The organism is Bhargavaea ginsengi, assembly GCF_900109165.1.
GTDB lineage: Bacteria > Bacillota > Bacilli > Bacillales_A > Planococcaceae > Bhargavaea > Bhargavaea ginsengi.
In genome coordinates this window covers 1-16,267 of sequence record NZ_FNZF01000008.1, presented here as the reverse complement: position 1 = coordinate 16,267, position 16,267 = coordinate 1, and the positions used below count along the sequence as shown (strand labels likewise).

The 16,267-nt window shown below is 50.4% G+C and carries 20 protein-coding genes; 5 read left to right on the top strand and 15 right to left on the bottom strand.

Features of this window, described 5'->3' with window-relative positions:
* Positions 1–2: 2 nt before the first annotated feature.
* The 11 genes from BMX91_RS14490 to BMX91_RS14440 form a co-directional block, all read right to left on the bottom strand.
* Positions 3–758 (bottom strand): alpha/beta hydrolase, encoded by a 756-nt coding sequence (locus tag BMX91_RS14490; RefSeq protein ID WP_281242845.1) that lies wholly within the window; start codon positions 756–758, stop codon positions 3–5.
* A gap of 63 nt (positions 759–821) precedes the next feature.
* A complete protein-coding gene (gene secG / locus BMX91_RS14485) occupies positions 822–1,049 on the bottom strand; it encodes a preprotein translocase subunit SecG (RefSeq protein ID WP_092055798.1) in 228 nt (75 codons plus the stop codon).
* Positions 1,050–1,318: 269 nt separating this feature from the next.
* Positions 1,319–2,614, bottom strand: coding sequence for a phosphopyruvate hydratase (gene eno / locus BMX91_RS14480; RefSeq protein ID WP_092055797.1), 1,296 nt, complete (start codon positions 2,612–2,614; stop codon positions 1,319–1,321).
* A gap of 19 nt (positions 2,615–2,633) precedes the next feature.
* Complete coding sequence (gene gpmI / locus BMX91_RS14475) at positions 2,634–4,166, bottom strand: 2,3-bisphosphoglycerate-independent phosphoglycerate mutase (RefSeq protein WP_092055795.1); 1,533 nt, start codon at positions 4,164–4,166, stop codon at positions 2,634–2,636.
* Positions 4,159–4,920 (bottom strand): triose-phosphate isomerase, encoded by a 762-nt coding sequence (gene tpiA, locus BMX91_RS14470; protein WP_092055794.1) that lies wholly within the window; start codon positions 4,918–4,920, stop codon positions 4,159–4,161. Before tpiA ends, gpmI begins: the two co-directional genes overlap by 8 nt.
* Positions 4,921–4,947: 27 nt before the next feature.
* Positions 4,948–6,132 carry a phosphoglycerate kinase gene (locus BMX91_RS14465; protein WP_092055792.1) on the bottom strand — a complete coding sequence of 395 codons (1,185 nt, stop codon included), beginning with the start codon at positions 6,130–6,132 and terminating at the stop codon, positions 4,948–4,950.
* Between the two features lie 92 nt (positions 6,133–6,224).
* Entirely contained in the window at positions 6,225–7,232 is a 1,008-nt protein-coding gene (gene gap, locus BMX91_RS14460; RefSeq protein WP_092055791.1) for a type I glyceraldehyde-3-phosphate dehydrogenase, read from the bottom strand.
* Positions 7,233–7,272: 40 nt separating this feature from the next.
* Positions 7,273–8,310 (bottom strand): sugar-binding transcriptional regulator, encoded by a 1,038-nt coding sequence (locus tag BMX91_RS14455; RefSeq protein ID WP_177168417.1) that lies wholly within the window; start codon positions 8,308–8,310, stop codon positions 7,273–7,275.
* 288 nt (positions 8,311–8,598) lie between these two features.
* Positions 8,599–8,829, bottom strand: coding sequence for a glutaredoxin family protein (locus tag BMX91_RS14450; protein ID WP_092055787.1), 231 nt, complete (start codon positions 8,827–8,829; stop codon positions 8,599–8,601).
* A gap of 23 nt (positions 8,830–8,852) precedes the next feature.
* On the bottom strand, positions 8,853–9,677 hold the full coding sequence (locus BMX91_RS14445; RefSeq protein WP_092055784.1) for a TPM domain-containing protein: 825 nt from the start codon (positions 9,675–9,677) through the stop codon (positions 8,853–8,855).
* On the bottom strand, positions 9,677–10,255 hold the full coding sequence (locus BMX91_RS14440; RefSeq protein WP_092055782.1) for a LemA family protein: 579 nt from the start codon (positions 10,253–10,255) through the stop codon (positions 9,677–9,679). The genes BMX91_RS14445 and BMX91_RS14440 overlap by 1 nt, the downstream gene beginning before the upstream one ends.
* Positions 10,256–10,743: 488 nt before the next feature.
* Between BMX91_RS14440 and BMX91_RS14435 the strand changes: the two genes are divergently transcribed.
* The 3 genes from BMX91_RS14435 to BMX91_RS14425 are packed head-to-tail and all read left to right on the top strand — an operon-like array spanning position 10,744 to position 12,094.
* Positions 10,744–11,373 carry a hypothetical protein gene (locus BMX91_RS14435; RefSeq protein ID WP_092055779.1) on the top strand — a complete coding sequence of 210 codons (630 nt, stop codon included), beginning with the start codon at positions 10,744–10,746 and terminating at the stop codon, positions 11,371–11,373.
* The gene (locus tag BMX91_RS14430) at positions 11,358–11,639 is read left to right on the top strand and encodes a hypothetical protein (RefSeq protein WP_092055777.1); all 282 of its coding nucleotides are present in this window, start codon (positions 11,358–11,360) and stop codon (positions 11,637–11,639) included. Before BMX91_RS14435 ends, BMX91_RS14430 begins: the two co-directional genes overlap by 16 nt.
* Positions 11,640–11,659: 20 nt before the next feature.
* Positions 11,660–12,094, top strand: a complete 435-nt coding sequence (locus BMX91_RS14425) for a protein-export chaperone SecB (protein ID WP_092055775.1) — start codon at positions 11,660–11,662, stop codon at positions 12,092–12,094.
* Between the two features lie 39 nt (positions 12,095–12,133).
* Here BMX91_RS14425 and BMX91_RS14420 read toward each other — a convergent pair whose 3' ends face one another.
* On the bottom strand, positions 12,134–12,442 hold the full coding sequence (locus tag BMX91_RS14420) for a YolD-like family protein (RefSeq protein ID WP_092055773.1): 309 nt from the start codon (positions 12,440–12,442) through the stop codon (positions 12,134–12,136).
* A gap of 207 nt (positions 12,443–12,649) precedes the next feature.
* Here BMX91_RS14420 and BMX91_RS14415 point away from each other — a divergent pair, with 207 nt between their 5' ends.
* Together BMX91_RS14415 and BMX91_RS14410 are read left to right on the top strand one after the other, a co-directional pair.
* Positions 12,650–12,958 (top strand): hypothetical protein, encoded by a 309-nt coding sequence (locus tag BMX91_RS14415; RefSeq protein ID WP_092055771.1) that lies wholly within the window; start codon positions 12,650–12,652, stop codon positions 12,956–12,958.
* A gap of 50 nt (positions 12,959–13,008) precedes the next feature.
* A complete protein-coding gene (locus BMX91_RS14410) occupies positions 13,009–13,308 on the top strand; it encodes a hypothetical protein (protein WP_092055770.1) in 300 nt (99 codons plus the stop codon).
* 661 nt (positions 13,309–13,969) lie between these two features.
* Here the strand turns inward: BMX91_RS14410 and BMX91_RS14400 are convergent.
* The 3 genes from BMX91_RS14400 to BMX91_RS16070 form a co-directional block, all read right to left on the bottom strand.
* Positions 13,970–14,494 (bottom strand): tubby C-terminal domain-like protein, encoded by a 525-nt coding sequence (locus BMX91_RS14400; protein ID WP_092055765.1) that lies wholly within the window; start codon positions 14,492–14,494, stop codon positions 13,970–13,972.
* Between the two features lie 238 nt (positions 14,495–14,732).
* Complete coding sequence (locus BMX91_RS14395; protein WP_092055763.1) at positions 14,733–14,990, bottom strand: hypothetical protein; 258 nt, start codon at positions 14,988–14,990, stop codon at positions 14,733–14,735.
* A 165-nt stretch (positions 14,991–15,155) separates the two neighbouring features.
* A complete protein-coding gene (locus tag BMX91_RS16070) occupies positions 15,156–15,887 on the bottom strand; it encodes a DUF3597 family protein (protein ID WP_143059395.1) in 732 nt (243 codons plus the stop codon).
* Positions 15,888–16,267 lie beyond the last annotated feature (380 nt).

Genomic DNA, 16,267 nt, shown 5'->3' with positions numbered 1-16,267 from the left:
GGTTATTCGCTCCAATCCAGTGATTCCAGGAATGTGAGGATATCCTGGTGGAGCTGTTCCTTTTCTGGTCCGAGCGTGATAACGTGCCCTGATTCCGGATATTTCTTCAAATCTTTCACCGGGGATCCGACGGACTCATAGATGATGTCAGCAGACGCTGGGTCAATGACCCTGTCCTGTTCCGCCTGGACGACGAAGACAGGTGCATATACCTCTTCCACATGATCCCGGACGTCATGGACAAAATCCCTCAGTGCCGGCAGTGATGCCATTCCCTGTTCACGGATCTGTTCCACTTCCTCTTCGATCCGGTCCGGCTCTTTCCCTTCGTACTTCTTGAATTCCGCCGCATATTGGAGTACGCCCTCGAACATAATATCTGTTGTTTTCATAATCATGGGCGCGCACATGGTCACAAGCCCTTTTACGGGATAGTTATACCCTAATTTGAGCGTGAACACACCTCCGAGCGATAATCCGACCACCGCGATTTCATCGTAGCCTTCTTCTTTCAGGTATGCATACGCGGCCTCGACATCGGCCCACCAGTCGGACGGTCCAGTTTTCAATAATTCTTCCGGCTCAACGCCGTGCCCCGAATAATGTGGCGCCATGCAGGTGTAGTCGTGCTTTTCGAGAAAACGGCCGAGCATGCGGACATCCGCCGAGCTTCCCCGGAAACCGTGCAGAAGCAGCACCGCCCGCGGGCCGTGTCTGAAGAAGAACGGCTTTGGAGGGGTCAGTTTCACTTTTTTCATGAGCATTTCGCCTCCTATGTAAAAACGCCCAACCGCGCATGCGGCCGGGCGGGTGGTTTAGATTCAGAACTTCGTGACGGCAATGGCAAGCACGAAGAAAAGTACCGACAGAACGATTGTCACGCGATGAAAGACGAGATCGAGACCGCGTGCCTTCTGCTTACCGAACAATTGCTCCGCTCCACCGGAGATGGCTCCGGAAAGACCTGCACTTTTCCCGGATTGCAACAGGACGACGACAATCAGCGCGATCGACACGATCAGCAGCAACGTCATGAGCAGTGTATGCATTTTTCCACCTCCTGAAACGTTCTCAACAATATCCATTCTATCAAAGCGTGACTGCCGCCACAACTATCTCGGAAAAACTTTCTGATAGATTGCTGATTGCGCACCAGAATCCCGACCGCCTTGTGGCAAGTCAGTGCGCCATGTGGCAAATTCGCGGGCCACGTGGCAAGTCGGCGCCCCATGTTGCATGTCGTCAGTCTTTATTGCAACCAGCCACTCCGATTTCCAACATCGTCAAAAAGGACCGGCACTTGTGCCGGTCCTCACTATTACTTCTTCAGGTTATAGAATGTCTTGATGCCCGGGTACTGGGCAGTTGCTGCCAGCTGGTCCTCGATACGGAGAAGCTGGTTGTACTTCGCGACGCGGTCCGTGCGGGACGGTGCACCGGTCTTGATCTGACCGGCATTGACCGCGACGGCGATGTCCGCAATGGTGACATCTTCCGACTCGCCGGAGCGGTGGGAGATAACGGCCGTGTAGCCTGCGCGCTTCGCCATTTCAATCGCATCGAATGTCTCGGTGAGCGTACCGATCTGGTTCACCTTGACGAGGATTGAGTTGCCGACGCCTTCTTCAATGCCGCGTGCAAGTTTTTTCGTGTTCGTCACGAACAGGTCGTCGCCGACAAGCTGGACGTTGCCGCCGATTCGCTCGGTCAGCAAACGGTGGCCTTCCCAGTCGTTTTCATCCAGGCCGTCCTCAATCGAGATGATCGGGTACTTGTTGCACAGTTCCTCATACCATGAAACCATCTCTTCAGATGTGCGGGTGATTCCTTCGCCGGACAGGTTGTACTTTCCGGATTCCTTGTCGTAGAACTCGGAAGAAGCCACGTCCATCGCGAGGACGAGATCCTCACCCGGCTTGTAGCCGGCTTTCTCGATCGCTTCCATGATTGTCGAGAGAGCTTCTTCGTTGGAGCCAAGGTTCGGTGCAAAGCCGCCTTCGTCGCCGACCGCCGTGTTGAGGCCCTTTTCCTTTAGGACCGCTTTCAGGGAGTGGAACACTTCCGTACCCATGCGAAGCGCCTGACGGAACGACTCCGCGCCGACCGGCATGACCATGAACTCCTGGATATCGACGTTGTTGTCAGCATGCTCGCCGCCGTTGAGGATGTTCATCATCGGGACCGGCAACTGCTTTGCGTTGACGCCTCCCAGGTACTGGTAAAGCGGGAGATCCAGGTAGTCTGCAGCTGCGTGTGCGACTGCAATGGATACACCCAGAATCGCATTGGCACCAAGCTTACCCTTATTTTCCGTTCCGTCCAGTTCGATGAGTGCCTGGTCGATCGATACTTGGTCAAGTACGGAATACATGTCCGACAGTTCATCTGCAATCACACCGTTGACGTTGTCTACGGCTTTCAGGACGCCCTTGCCGAGGTAACGGGACTTGTCGCCGTCCCGGAGTTCAACCGCTTCGTATTCACCGGTCGATGCGCCGGATGGAACAATGGCTCGTCCGTATGCACCGCTGTCTGTGAAGACTTCTACTTCCACTGTCGGATTCCCGCGGGAATCAAGTACTTCACGTGCTTGGATCTGGCTGATGATTGGCATTGCTGGACACTCCCTCTGTTTAGAATAATGGTTTGCCTGTCATATCTGCCGGCTGTTCAATGCCAAGCAGTTTCAGCATCGTCGGTGCAAGGTCGGCAAGAATGCCTTCCTGCAAAACGAGCCCTTCCTTTGTCACGATGACCGGAACCGGATTTGTTGTGTGCGCGGTCATCGGCCTTCCATCGGTCGTGACCACTTCATCCGCATTCCCGTGGTCTGCTGTGATGATGGCCGCCCCGCCTTTGGCGAGCAGAGCATCGACGACCCGTCCCAGGCATTCGTCAACGGCTTCAACCGCCTTGATCGTCGGCTCCAGCATGCCGCTGTGCCCGACCATGTCCGGGTTCGCGAAGTTCAGGATGATGGCATCCGTCTCGTCATTTTCGATCACGCCTACCAGTGCATCCGCAACTTCATAGGCGCTCATCTCCGGTTTCAGGTCGTATGTCGCGACTTTCGGTGAATTGATGAGGATTCTTTCCTCCCCGGGAAAGACCTCTTCCCTGCCGCCGCTCATGAAGAATGTAACGTGGGGATATTTCTCAGTCTCTGCGATGCGCAGCTGGCGGAGTCCGGAGTCCGAAATCACTTCTCCGACCGTCTTCCGCAGGTTGACGTTCGGATAGACGACACGGGCGTGGCCCGTAAAGTCTTCGCTGTACTGCGTAAACGTGACATAAGTCAGATCAGACGGACGGCGATAGGTTGTGCCGAAGCCGCTGAAATCATCCGATACAAACGCAGAAGTCAGCTGGATGGCCCGGTCCGGGCGGAAGTTGAAGAAAACGATCGAGTCCTTGTCATTGATCGTGGCGACCGGCTCTCCTTCTTCTCCACAGACGACGAACGGGATGACGAATTCATCGGTTTCGCCGCGCTCGTAAGCAGCTTCGATGCCTTCCTCGGCCGATCGGACAGTTGCGCCCGTCCCGTCTGTAATCGCGTCGTAAGCCAGCTTGACCCGGTCCCATCTCCGGTCACGGTCCATCGCATAGTAGCGGCCGCTGACCGTTGCGATACGGCCGACACCCGCTTCATCGAGATGCCGCTCCGTCTCCCTGATATAGCCTGGAGCCGTTGTCGGGCCGACATCACGGCCGTCAAGGAAGAGATGCAGATAAACCCGCTCCAATTTCTGCGCTTTCGCAAGATCAATCAGCGCGTGCAGGTGTCCGATATGGCTGTGGACACCCCCGTCGGACAAGAGGCCCATAATATGAAGCGACCGTCCTGGTTCCTTGGCGTTGCGAAAAGCGGAGAGAAGGGCTTCATTTTCAAAAAAGTCCCCTTCCCGGATGGACTTGTTGATCCGTGTCAGGCTCTGATAGACGATGCGTCCGGCGCCGATGTTCAGATGGCCGACCTCAGAGTTGCCCATCTGTCCTTCCGGCAGCCCGACCGCCTCTCCACTCGCCGTGAGGCTTGTCGTCGGGTACTTCGAACGGTATCGGTCAAAGTTCGGCTTGTCCGCCTGGGCAACCGCATTGCCGGCCATTTCTTCCCGCTGGCCGAAGCCATCCAGGATGATCAGTGCGACAGGACGATTACTCATGACCCGCCGCCTCCGCAAGCGCGATGAACGATTCCGGCTCCAGGCTCGCGCCACCGACAAGCGCGCCGTCAATGTCCGGCTGGGCGAGAAGCTCGGCAATGTTTTCCGGCTTCACACTGCCGCCATATTGAATCCGGACCTGTTCTGCAGTTTCTTGTCCGTAGAGCTCCGCAATCGTACTGCGGATTTCTGCGCATGCCTCATTTGCCATTTCGGATGTTGCGGTCTTTCCGGTTCCGATCGCCCAGATCGGTTCATAGGCGATAACTGCACCGGCCGCGTTTTCCGCTCCGATGCCTTCAAACGCCGCCCTGACCTGTCCGGATATCTTATCCGCGGTTTTCTCGCTTTCCCGTTCTTCAAGCGACTCTCCGACACAGATGATCGGGATAAGTCCATGGATGAAGGCAGCTTTGGTTTTCCGGTTGACCGAGTCATCAGTCTCGTTAAAGAACTCTCGGCGCTCGGAGTGGCCGATGATGACGTACCTGACGCCCAGGTCTGTCAGCATCACCGGACTGACCTCTCCGGTGTAGGCCCCTTTTTCCTCTTCATGCATCGTCTGTGCACCGACTGAGGGCGTCCCTTCGCCGGTCCGTGCGGCAAGGCTTGCCAGGAATGGTGCCGATGCGCAGACCACGGTGTCCGCCTTCTCCGCATCCGGGAGCCTGCCCTTGACCGAGTCAAAGAACGATTCCGCTTCACCGAGTGTCTTGTGCATTTTCCAGTTGCCTGCAATGATCGGTTTTCGCATTTGCGTTCCCTCCAATTTTTTCGCAGATTACTTGTCGTCGAGAGCAGATACGCCCGGCAGCTCTTTTCCTTCCATGAACTCGAGGGAAGCGCCGCCGCCAGTCGAGATATGGTCCATCCGGTCCGCCAGGCCGAACTTCTCTACGGCCGCCGCCGAGTCGCCGCCGCCGATGATCGTGTAGCCTTCCGTTTCTGCAACTGCCTGCGCGACTGTCTTGGTGCCTTCTGCAAAGGCATCCATCTCGAATACGCCCATCGGTCCGTTCCAGAGAATCGTCTTCGACTGACAAATCACGTCAGCATATACAGCCGCTGTTTCAGGTCCGATATCAAGTCCCATCCAGCCTTCTGGAATCGCATCGGTACGGACGGTCTTTGTTTCCGCATCGGCCTTGAATTCAGAAGCCACTACAGCATCGCTCGGGATGTGGAGCTTGACGCCTTTTTCCTCCGCCTTTTGCATGAATGACTTTGCAAGGTCGATCTTGTCTTCCTCGACAAGCGAGTTGCCTACGTCATGGCCCTGTGCCTTTGTGAACGTGTAGGACAGGCCGCCGCCGAGCAGCAGATGGTCAACCTTGTCCAGGAGGTGATCGATGACGCCGATTTTATCCTTAACCTTTGCGCCGCCGATGATAGCGGTGAACGGCCGCGCCGGTTCAGCCAAAGCCTTGCCGAGCACATCCAGCTCCTTCTCCATCAGAAGGCCGGAAGACGCAGGCAGATGTTCCGCAATGCCTGCAGTGGATGCATGCGCACGGTGAGCGGCTCCGAATGCGTCATTCACGTAGAGATCCGCGAGTTCCGCAAATTGCTTTGCCAGCTCCGGGTCGTTCTTTTCTTCTCCCGCATGGAAACGGACGTTTTCGAGAAGGATGACCTCGCCTTCCTTCATCGCCGAAACCGCTTCTTTCACAGCATCACCAGTCGATTCAGGGAGAGCACTGACGTCTTTGCCGAGCAGCTCGGTCAGGCGCTTGCCCACGGGTGCGAGACGCATCTCTTCATTAACCTGCCCTTTTGGCCGGCCGAGGTGGCTCGCGAGGATGACTTTAGCGCCTGCGTCAGCAAGCTTTTCTATTGTAGGCAGCGCCGCGCGGATACGGGTGTCGTCCGTAATTCGGCCGCCTTCGAGCGGTACGTTGAAGTCGACACGGACAAACACACGCTTGCCGGCGACATTGAGATCGTTAATGGATTTTTTTCGGATCATGCAAACCCCTCCATATTCTCCGTATGTAAAAAGGAACGGGGCGTCCGTTCCTGGCCCCATTCCATTATAGTGGTTTCTTTATGGGAAGGCTATCAGATTCCTGCCTTCGACATGTGGACCATCAGGTCGATACAACGGGCGGAATAGCCGCTCTCGTTATCGTACCAGCTGATGACTTTGACCATATCGTCGCCGATTGCCATCGTCGACAGCGCATCGACAGTGGACGAAGCCGGCACGCCGTTGTAGTCCTTGGATACAAGCGGCAGGTCTGATACGAACAGGAGGCCCTTCAGGTCGCCTTCCGCCGCTTCCTTCATCGCCGCGTTGACATCTTCCGGAGTCGCCGGTTTTTCCAGCTGCGCCGTGAAGTCGACGAGGGAGACGTTCGGTGTCGGTACACGTACGGCCATGCCATCCAGCTTGCCCTTCAGCTCAGGAAGCACTTTTGTAACTGCAGTCGCAGCTCCTGTAGTCGTCGGGATCATCGACTCCGCAGCGGCACGCGCACGGCGATAGTCGCTGTGAGGAAGATCAAGGATACGCTGGTCGTTCGTATAGGAGTGCACAGTGGTCATGAGTCCTTTTTTCACGCCGAACTTTTCATTAAGGACTTTAACGACCGGCGCCAGACAGTTTGTCGTGCACGATGCATTCGAAACAATATCGTCCTTTTCCGGATCAAAGTCGTTTTCGTTGATGCCCATGACAAGCGTCTTGATGTCACCCTTGCCCGGTGCTGAAAGAAGCACGCGCTTGGCGCCCGCCTCAAGGTGCTTGCCGGCCGATTCGCGGTCGCGGAAGACACCGGTCGATTCGAGGACTACATCGATTCCAAGGTCGCCCCAAGGAAGGGCAGCAGGATCTTTTTCCGCGAACACGCGGATTTTCTTGCCTGCTACGATCAGGTGCTCATCGTCACTGCTGACTTCCCCTTCAAAAATGCCATGCACGGAATCATACTTCAGAAGATGTGCGAGCATCGCCGCATCTGTCAGGTCGTTGATCGCCACGATGTCGAGTTCCGGGTTGTCCCAAGCCTGGCGGAAGACGACGCGTCCGATCCGCCCAAATCCGTTGATTGCCACTTTCAATGCCATATCTGAATCCCTCCGGTTTTTATCAATGATTTTCCAAACGTCACTTTGTTTCTCCGCCGGAAAGGCGGAGCATTTCCATGGCAGCCGTTTCGTCAGTCACGAGGACCGTCCGGCCGGGTGCCTGCTTCATATAGGCGAGTATTGGCCCCGCCTTTTCCACCCCGCCCGCCACAGCAAGCGGATGTGGAATGCGGTCGATCTGGCTTCGGCTGAGCCCGATCGTGCGGAGGCGGTGGATCACCGATCCGTCTCGGTCCAAATAGTAACCGAACGCTTCCGCAGCCGCTCCTTCCTCGGCCAGTTTTTCCAGGGTTCCTTCATCAGCCCCACGGCGACGTGCCAGTTCCAGGGCGTCACCGATGCCGTGTACAATGCAGTCCGTCTGGTCATAGAGGGCCATCGCTTCCATCACTGAAGGCTCTTCCATAAGCGGACCGATCGATGTTTCAGCGAGCGTCTCCGGGAGATGGAGCGGTGTCCAGCTTCCTCCTGTGGCAGCCGCAAGCATAGCCGCAATCATGTTGGCCTGCGACTTCACGTCACCGCTTGTGCCGCCGCGGGCCGCGATAAAGCGGATCCCTCCGGGGAGTCCCGCAAGCGCCGCTTCATCGGCAATCGCCGCGACCGTGCTTCCTCCGGTTACTGCCACGACCGATCCTTCATTGAGTACTCCAGCCATATGGGCGCATGCCGCTCTCGCCATCCGCCGCTTGACCAGGTCATCGTCATCCCCGCCGGGGACAACCACCACTTTCTGTATACCCAATTTCAGGCATAGTTCAGTCCCTAATTCTTCAAGTCCTGTCCATTGGCTGACAACCGGCTGCAATGAGTCAAGAACGGATTCCCCTTCAGCTGTGACTTTCATGCCCGAGGTTTCCGCCGTAATCAGCCCTTGCTGCCGGAGAAGGTCGCAAACTGCACGAACCTCACGCTCACTGAGGTTTTCCCGGCCAACCAGCGAACGCCTGCCGACAGGGCCTTCTTGCCGTATGGCATTCAGGATGCTGTATCGCACAGACAGCAAGTCAGGCAGTTCAGGGAGAATACTGAGCAAAGACTGTGTCCCCGGATCCATGGACATCCTCCTCACTTCGGGACTATAAATGTCCCGGTGATTTAAATTATGTCCCACTACGTACTTATTGTATTCCACGAAATGGGGAGTTGCAAACTTTTTAATCAAAGGCTCTGTTATAGAGTGTTGTTGCTCTCCGTTACGGGCGGACGCTTTCCGCGGGGAAGGCATCGAGCCCCTTGCAGGGTCTCTCCGCCCTCCTTTTCCGCAGGAGTCGCCGCCCTTCACTCCAAGCAACAGCCAGTATCAACACCATCCGCTAACAGAGCCTAATCAAAAAAAGAAGCGCTACAGGAGCGCCTCCATTACATCACCGTAGCCGATGTTTCCATAGAGCAGCACTTGGCCGTCCTTCTCCAGTACCGGAATCATCAGCATGTATTTTTCGTGCAGCTGGTCATCCTGCTTGATATCGACCACTTCGACATCAAGCGGGAAATCCTCCGCCGCAAGTTTCAGATTAAGCAACGCTTCGTCGCAGAGCGGGCAATCGTTGCCAACATACAATGTCACATTCATACGTATTCCTACTTCCTTTCAGATTACCAGCCCCGGCCGGCGCCGCCTCCGCCGGTGGATCCTCCTCCACCTGTGAAACCGCCGCCTCCGCCACCGAAGCCGCCTCCACCGAAGCCACCTCCGCCACCTCCGAAGGAACCTGGGATGAAGATGAACGGGCCGCCCCTGCGGCGTCTGCCGCCGGGACCTCCTCCTCCGCCTCCACGGCCTCCCCCGCCGAAGAACATGTTAAAGAGGACGAAAATGATAATGATGGTGACAATCGGATTGATTCCTCCGCCTCCATCGCTTCCGGTGCCGGCATAGGGCTCGGATTGCTCAACAGTGCCGTCCCAGTTGTATTCTTTGGCCACCTCGTTATGGAGTACAGGGTAAACGTTCATTATTGCCGTTTGCGGATCTTCTAGAGGCTTTCGCAGATAAGGCACGCCATACTCTTCAATAATACGGCCAACCTTCCCATCTGGAAGTGCACCTTCCAGTCCATATCCTACAGTGATCTCAAATGCACGATCACCAGAAGAATTCTTGACTGTTGAGACAAGCAATAGAACTCCGTTGTCCTCTTCCGCTGTCCCAAGACCAAGTTTTCGGTATGCTTCAACCCCATACATTTCCGGTACTTCAATCGCACTTGGAAGGGTAAGGATAACAATTTGAGCGCCCGTCCCTTGCTCAAGATTACTTGCCATCTCCTCGATTTGAGACTGCTGTTCAGCTGTCAATATTTTAGCATGGTCCTGCACATACGTTCCTGTAGATTCCGGCACGTCCGGCTCCGCCGCCAGAGCGGACGTTCCGGCAAAGAGAAGCAGGACGAACAGAAGAGTCCTGCCGATCCGCTTCATCAGTTACCGTACTCCCCGAAATCGACTTTCGGCGCTTCCTGTGCGGCTTCCGACGCTTCGAAGTACTCTTTCTGATCGAATCCGAAAATGCCGGCGACCAGATTGCCCGGGAACCTCCGGACATTCCGGTTATATTCAGTAGCCGCTTCATTGTAATCCATCCGCGCGACCGCAAGCCGGTTTTCTGTCCCTGCAAGCTCATCCATGAGTTGGCGGAAGTTCTCGTTCGCCTTCAGGTCCGGATAATTCTCGGCGATGACCAGCAGTCGGCTCAGTGCGCCGGTCAATTCTTCGTTGGCATTGGCCTGTTCTTCGGGCGATCCCGCCCCTGCGAGACGCGAGCGCGCATCGGCGATGTCCGTGAAGACTTCTTCTTCATGCGCCGCGTAGCCCTTTGCGGTCTCTACGAGGTTTGGAATCAGATCCATCCGGCGCTGCAGTTGGTTTTCAATCTGGCTGTATGCCTGGTTGACATCTTCCTCCAGATTCACGAATCCATTGTATTTTGGCACTAGCATAATGGCCAGTACGACCAGGATCCCTACAATGATCAGGATCGGACCCATCATCTTTCTCATCAGTTTAATCCCCTCTCTCACCTGCGATATCTACCCCTACCTTACCCATTCGCATTTCTCCTTGAAACAATGGCCTTTTCATTATTCTCTACGTACAAAAGAAGGAAAAGATTCAGGGAATGTGGAATCAAGCAGGGAGTAAAAGACAACCGCACGTTTCAGGGAACAACAAAAAAACGCACCACCTATAAAGGTGATGCGTCTGTCAGCGCCCTCGGCAGGAATCGAACCCATATTACTAGCATGAATCATGCTCAACCTTTGCGAGTTTCAGCGCATTGGTTGAGCGTTTTATTAAATGAAAAAGGTCATCGAGAAGCACAGTTAGTCACAACAAGTCGGGCAAAATCGGGGCGTGCTTATTAGTCCGATCAATAGTCATACTTTGGTGCGGAGGTTTTTAATCTTATAAACTGAAAACAAAACTCTATGTTTCTATGAGTGACAATGATATTCTAAAGCTACCAAAGTGAACTGCGAGTGGTGGTATGAGAGATCTTGATTTTTACGCTTATCACGGAACTAGCGACACGTCCGCAAAAAAGATTGTTGCTTCACAGTCCTTCATTATAAAGGGAAACAGGACTAATCATTGGCTGGGCGATGGATTTTACCTTTACCGTGAAGATTATAAACAAGCATCAGTTTGGGCACAAACTAAATACAGGTTTCGAAAAAATGTAAAACCGACTGTATTAGAGGCAAGAATTAATGCACCTTTTAATAAGGTTCTGCATTTAGATACAAGGGAAGGAATTGAATCTCTGGCTCGTTTTTTGAGTCACGTCCGTGAAGAGATTCTTTTTGAGCCGGAGGAAGATAAAATAAGTGCGCATTTTGTTTTCTCCATGATGGATCCTGAATACGTGTGGGCAATTATCAAGACATTCACGGTGCAATCCCGCCCAATCGATGAAAATAAGCGACTAAAACAGTTGTCATTCATTCATAATGAAGAAGAGATATCATACCGTTTACAAGGCACACAAGTTTGTGTAAAGAACAGCCGAGCAATCGTGGATAGCAGCATCCAAGAAGTTGCTATGGATAAGCAAGCGAAATTAACAATGACTAAAAAAGTCGTTAAGGAGGATGATTTCCCTTGGAAATTCCAATAAATCGAGAGCACATACTTAAAGTTGCTGAGGAATATGGGGTCAAAGTTGAGTTTGATTCCAAAACACCTGGAGTCCGTGATCCCGAAACTGGAGAAATTCATTCAATTTTCAACATTATGAAGGATTTTCTTGAAGTCCCGAGTGAGGAACTATATACGACAATCGAATTCGACAAAAGCGCTACTTTAAAGAGTCCCTCCATTGTTCATGTAGAGGATAGTGAAAAAACCTTTACTATTGGTGTTGACACATTAATGGCTTCTTAAAGGGTAAGGAGTAAAGTATTATGAAAGCTGCACTGCAATTTGCGCACTACCATGTGGTTGAAACTATTTATAAGAATGGATTACTTGAACCAGATCCAGACTTCACAGATCCCAAATTTTCATTCAAGTTATCGTTAGATAAAGACAATATTAATCACGCTGTTGTTTGGCTAAGTGTTGAGTTAGGGAATCCGTCAGATGAGCATTATGTTAAAGCAGTTATTGCGGGGTTCTTCAGGTTTAATAGTGAAGTGATAACTGAAGAGACCGAAATTATTAGCTACTACGAGATAAATGCTGCTTCTATATTATTCCCCTACCTCCGCAGTCTAGTATCGGATTTAACTAGTAAAGGCGAGTCTAAGCCGGTAATTTTACCAACTATCAATGTCCATGAAATGATGCAAAACAGTCAACAGGCAGATAGCACTGACACAAAAACAACAGATGAATAAAAAGCGGCCACCCCTCTACGGGCGGCCGCTTTTTATGTATTAACCTACTCCAACGACCTCACAGACGTCCAGCCATCCCTCATCCACACGGATCCGCTTACCCGTCACGTCCACATCCACGATCACACCCGTATGCTTTCGGATATCCCCTGCTCGCCACGTCTGCACCTCGACCAAGCACTTACGCTTGTAACCTAGATCAATCTCCTCCTGGATCTCCATGAGGTCCCATTCGGAAAGCTCAGGCCGAGGAATCTGATTATCCTCCTCATGCCATTGTCTCAATGCCTCCAGATGCTCAGGCAGCATCATGGCCGTCCATTTGATATTGCCGCGGTCTCTTAGCATGCAGCATCCCTCCTTGGGGATATCATAGAACGAACGTTCTTATTTATCGAGTGTTATTTCTCTTTTTCTGCATCATTGAAGAAGCTACATGAAGCACCAAAAGACTGAAAACCGACACGAATTAAGTCTATAATTTGGAATTGATGGTAATTAGGTTGATGAAAACGATTAAGTATGAAATTATTTAAGATGAGGAGGGTGATCACTATGAAAAAGAAACGCTTGATTTTTATGGGATTGACGACTTGCCTGTTGGTTTACGGTTTGGGAAGTCAGGTTCTTTCTGCTGGGAAGACAGAAGATGAGCTGATCGATGAGTTATTTGACGATGAAACTGTTTATCCTGAAGTAGCTGAGAAGTATGGCGTAAACGGCTTCGGTGTCAGTAAGAGCGAAAAAGAATTAAAAGTGATGACAGATGATCCTGCTACGAACGAGGAAGTTAAACAGTACTTTGATGAGAAGTTGGAATTAGTGGGAGTAAATGGGTATGAAGTGGTTGTATTTTCCTACTGATATGGTATGATTGCCTCGGTGTAAAATTTAACCTTACATAGGAGGCTATTATGAAAAAGATTGTTGCTCTTGGTCTAGCTTTTCTAGTCAGTTTGTCTTGTCTATCTCCAACAGAAGTTGCAGCTAGCACCTCTATCACCAACACAGAAGATTTTTATTCTCAAGTTGAAGTGCTTGATGGCGATGGTCAGCAAATTCCCTACACAGTAGAAGAAATTAAGCAGATGGTACACTTAGAGCCTGAAAACAATAACGTCATGGTTCCTTTTGCTATAAAGGGAGAGAATTATGGCCCAATGACATTCGCTAGAATGTTTTATATTGGTTCCGGAACCTATGGTAAGGCTTAGAGGGAAAAAATATCGTTTCCAAGTTATCAACCAAGAAGGCAAGTCGTTTACAATCAACAATATTAGAGTGCTGTACAATAATTAATTAAGTTCCCCATTAACAAAAAAGCGGCCAACCCATAACAGGGAAGGCCGCTTTAGTCATTTATACGGTAAAAGCCCCGTGGCGATGAAACCGAAGGGCTTATCTAGCTAAGTGGGGGTCTGCATACTCTCATCATAAACAAAAAGAGACCGCCCAAACTTGGAAAGGCTTTACTGCAGAGAAGTGTGCATAGGAAAATGCTGATATGTGTGGGGTGCTTGATATGAATAATTCCAAAATACGAAGTGAAAGATATAAAACAATAAAATATCAAGAAGCACAGGATAATGAATGGAGGTTATTAATTTATAGAATTTTATTGGTCGTGTTTTTATGTGCAAACATTAAATATGACTTGGTTGACCGTATAGGGCTTATACCGACACTAGCATTAATAGTTCTTTCAGCAGTAACTATCAGCAAACTTCTCACACTTATTTTTTTGAAATTCGTCATAAAGTGAAAGCCGTTTTATAGGATGGATTTTCAAATATAAAAAAGCGGCCAACATACCGGGAAGGCTGCTAAACGTTTCTGTTACTTAAAAACATCACACTTACATTTATAAACCAACTTTTAATATTCTCCTACAAAATAAAATATTTGAGCACATAAAACATAGAATAGTGGATTCTGAATAGTTCCTGCGCTATATAATTTAAGTTCGCTTTTTATATTTGGTTTAAAATAAAGTTGAATCGATGCTATGAGTTGTTTATCTTCATAAAACTGAACAAACCGCTTCGTGTCAATTGTTGAAAATATTTGTATAACTTCACTTTTAATATGGTATGTCGGGGTAATTGAATTGAAACCTTCAAATTTTGCAATGAATAGGGATTCTTTATCTAACTGTAATAACGTTTCAGAACTTGTTAATGAATATTTATTGTAAGCACGTACTACCTTATTACCTTTTAAATCGTATCCATGAAATTCACTGAGGAATTGAAAGTTACCTATCCTACCGTCAAATATTTGATGAAAAAAAGATTTATATACTCTCTTAAAAAGATACTGTGGTTTTTCTGATTCATCATATAAAGTGACTTCTTGTGTACTACCCTTGGTTAATGGAAGTTGGTATGTATATATTTTCATTTTAGATTCACCCTTTATAACCTATTAAAAAATATATACGAATAATCGTTCGATAAGTTTCAGAATAAGTTACATCCTGAAGAGTTTTGCTATTGCTAGGACGACGGCCAGGAATCGATGAAGAACTCTTCCACCTGATTGAAAATCACTTTAGATAACGCAAAAAAGCGGCCCACCCACTACCGGGAAGGCCGTCTTTCTGTGTACTATCTTATTCCAGCGACCTAACAGCCTGCATTTAATTCATGCTTTTTTTGATAAGTTTTTTATAAAAGATTAGTGTGAGATTCTTGTTGAAATAATAAACCAATATCGTGACCAATATCATTGTCGGTATTAAACCTATACGATCAACCACGTCAAACATAGAAATAACAATGAGATTGACCACCAGAAAAACTATATATATTAAGCGTCTCCATTTGTTTTCCTCAACTTCTTGATACTTTATTTTCTTGTATCTTTTTTCCCTTATCTCTCTATTATTATCATCCATCAAAAATCCCTCCTTAGAACGCAAAAAAGCGTCCAACCCATAACAGGGAAGGCCGCTTTGACTCTGTGTTGTGATAAGCGTGCATGTCAGGCATTGACGGGCCTTAGTCACCGGCTGCCACACAACTAATCATGTAGTTACAATCTTGATGCCAATCCCATTGTATCACTTATTCAGAATATCCAGCAACTGCTTATTCTGATTAGCAGTTCCCTTGTAATTCTTGATTCCGTGCTTTGCAGCCAGCTTCTTCCGTGCCGAAAAACTGGACGGCTGCTTGGTTATTTTGAGGTAATCCACGAGGGAGTTTGTGTTGATCTTTTTGGACGGCTTTTTACCGGACCTCAACTTATCCAGTAGCTGCAGGTTTTGTGCGGCGGTACCCGTGTAGTTTTTAAAGCCGTACTGCTCGGCCAGACGTTTGCGTGCAGAGAGGGAACTGTCACGACCCAGTGAGTTAAGGTAATCGACGACGGAATTGCCTTTATAAGCGGGAGACGGTTTCGTTGCTGGCTTTACCGCCGGCTTAGCCCCGCTCTTGAGCTTGTCCAGAAGCTGCAGGTTCTGCGCCGCTGTACCCGTATACCCTTTGATGCCGTATTGCTCCGCCAGTTTCTTCCGCGCCGCGAGCGAGCTGTCCTGCCCCTTAGCATTGAGGTAGTCCACTATGGAGTTTCCGGATGGTGCGGATGGCTTTGGTGTAGGTTTCGTCACGGTGGACGGTTTGGCAGCATGGATGGGCAGGCCCTTCAGTCTGCCGTACTCGGCCACAATGCCATTGACCAACTCATTCCAGCGCTTGTCATTGAGGATTTTCGACGGGCAATGCTTTCCGGACCAGTCCTTGTGCTGCTTGATCGTGCTAAAGCTCGGTACAATGTTCAACTCGATGCACAACTGTGCGAAATCTCTCTGGAGGCAGGGTTGGATCCCAAGCAGATCGGGCCGGATATACCGAAACAATCGCTAAAGCGATGGAGGAAATCGTATGACGCCCTTGGCGAGGACGGTCTGTTATCCGAGCGTCGGGGCCGCGGAAGCGCCGGTCGCCCGGTAACACGGGATCTGTCCGCGGAAGAACAACTGAAAAAGGCACAGGCCAAGATTAAGTATTTAGAGGCTGAACTGGAATTGTTAAAAAAGTTAGAGGCAGCCGAGAGGAGGCTGAGGAAGTAAGGCTCACACCGGGAGAAAAATATGCATTGATTGAAGAAGTGATCCGAACGTATGGGCTCAAGAGAGCTGTCGCCTATCTATGCAGGGTCGCGGGAGTCCGC